The sequence below is a fragment of the Rhizobacter sp. P2_H2 genome (assembly GCF_056403375.1).
The window spans coordinates 1-1,500 of sequence record NZ_JBFUFP010001216.1 but is presented as its reverse complement, the minus strand read 5'-3'; the positions used below and the strand labels follow the sequence as shown (position 1 = coordinate 1,500).

4 protein-coding genes are annotated in these 1,500 nt (G+C 66.9%); 1 reads left to right on the top strand and 3 read right to left on the bottom strand.

The genetic code is table 11. The features are described from left to right. Positions 1-25: 25 nt before the first annotated feature. On the bottom strand, positions 26-205 hold the full coding sequence (locus AC1D15_RS31705; RefSeq protein WP_477829175.1) for a hypothetical protein: 180 nt from the start codon (positions 203-205) through the stop codon (positions 26-28). Between the two features lie 138 nt (positions 206-343). On the opposite strand from AC1D15_RS31705, the gene AC1D15_RS31700 reads away from it, so the two are divergent. After that, positions 344-751 carry a hypothetical protein gene (locus tag AC1D15_RS31700; RefSeq protein ID WP_477829174.1) on the top strand — a complete coding sequence of 136 codons (408 nt, stop codon included), beginning with the start codon at positions 344-346 and terminating at the stop codon, positions 749-751. 3 nt (positions 752-754) lie between these two features. On the opposite strand, the gene AC1D15_RS31695 is transcribed toward AC1D15_RS31700, so the two are convergent. Together AC1D15_RS31695 and AC1D15_RS31690 are read right to left on the bottom strand one after the other, a co-directional pair. Next, positions 755-976, bottom strand: a complete 222-nt coding sequence (locus AC1D15_RS31695; RefSeq protein WP_477829173.1) for a hypothetical protein — start codon at positions 974-976, stop codon at positions 755-757. Positions 977-1,130: 154 nt separating this feature from the next. Then, a partial coding sequence (locus AC1D15_RS31690) for a 5'-nucleotidase C-terminal domain-containing protein (protein ID WP_477829172.1) occupies positions 1,131-1,500 on the bottom strand: 370 nt, incomplete at its 5' end.

The following is a 1,500-nucleotide window of genomic DNA, read 5'->3' as shown; positions in this document are numbered from 1 at the left end:
ATGCATGGGGAATCAGGATCAAGGATCAGGGATTGTCTCGGGTCAGGCGTGCGCGCCAGCGGTCCCAACCAGTGTGCCAGCGCGCGCGCAGCGTCGGCAGATCGTCGCCCGGCGAATCGGTGTCGGACGAGGCGACCTCGTCGCCCCGGTCTTGCGCCGCGCGCCGCACGAACTGCGGGTCCATCATCAATGCGCCGATCGACATCAGGCCGAGTCGTTCGCGAAGACGTCTTGTCTCCATGATCTGCGCTCCATTCACCGGACCTCGGGCCGCTCCGGTATGGCGCCGCGTCAAGGTCTGGTATAAACGGTATATATCGTATAAACCATTGAAGTCAAGCCGATGACCACATCAACGACCGCCCGCAAGACCCCCTCCAAAACCTCCACCAAGACCGCTGCCGCCCCGGCAAAGAAGACTCCCGTCGCCGCCAAGAAGGTTGCGGCGAAGAAAGTCGCAGCCAAGACGGCTGTCGTCGCGAAGCCCGCACCGGCCCCCGTCGCCGAGAAGCCCAAGCACAAGCTGGTGCGCGACAGCTTCACGATCCCGAAGTCGGAGTACCAGCTGCTCGAGGCGCTGAAGCTGCGCGCGACCGCGCTGAAGCGCCCGACCAAGAAGAGCGAGCTGCTGCGCGCCGGCATCGCGACGCTGAACGGGCTGGCCGACAAGGCGCTGCTGGCCGCGCTGAACAGCGTGCCCAGCCTGAAGACCGGCCGCCCGAAGGCGGACGGCGACGCGGCCAAGGACTGAGCCTCAGGTCGTCAGCTCGCCCCACGCCGTCGCGACGCGGCGAAAGCGGCCCTGATCGTCGAGCGCCTGCGCATCGACGAGCTCGGCCGTACCTTCCATCACGACGCCATGGAAATCGTGCTCGATCACCGATCGCGGCGCCTTGAACGAGGCCGGGAGTTGCCCGCCCACGTCAGCGTCGAACAGCGAAAACCCATAGACAGTGACCAGCTTGTCGACTTCCATCTCGGCTCCTTGTGCAGGGGTTGCAGGTGGTACAGGGTGGTGCGGCGAGGTTGCTGCGATGCAGCAGCAAAAATTATAGAAACCCAGCCACCCGCGCCAGAAGCCCATCCACGCTGTCGGGTCGGGATTGGCTTGTGCTGCGTCAAGGATTGGCTCAGGGATTCACATCCGCCCCGAGCGGGCAGGTGCCGCCGCCCGCCGGCGCGTTGACCCGGACCACGCGCGGCTTGCCGAGCGCGGGCGCCGCGGGGTCGTAGGCCGCGTTCGGCGCCTTCCAGCCCGCCAGGTAGGCCGTCAGCGCATCGATGTCCTGTGCGCCGCCCAGCAGGCTCGTGCCCTGCCGGAAGGTCGAAAAGCCGTCGCCGCCGGTCGCCATGAAGTTGTTGATCGTCACGCGCCAGGTCTTCTGCGGGTTCACCACCACGCCGGCCGCATCGACCAGCGTCTCGGTGCCGGCCGCCGTCGTCAACGCCACGCCGCTCACCCGCGCATTGCAGGCCGCGCTGCCATCCCAGGTGTAGCGC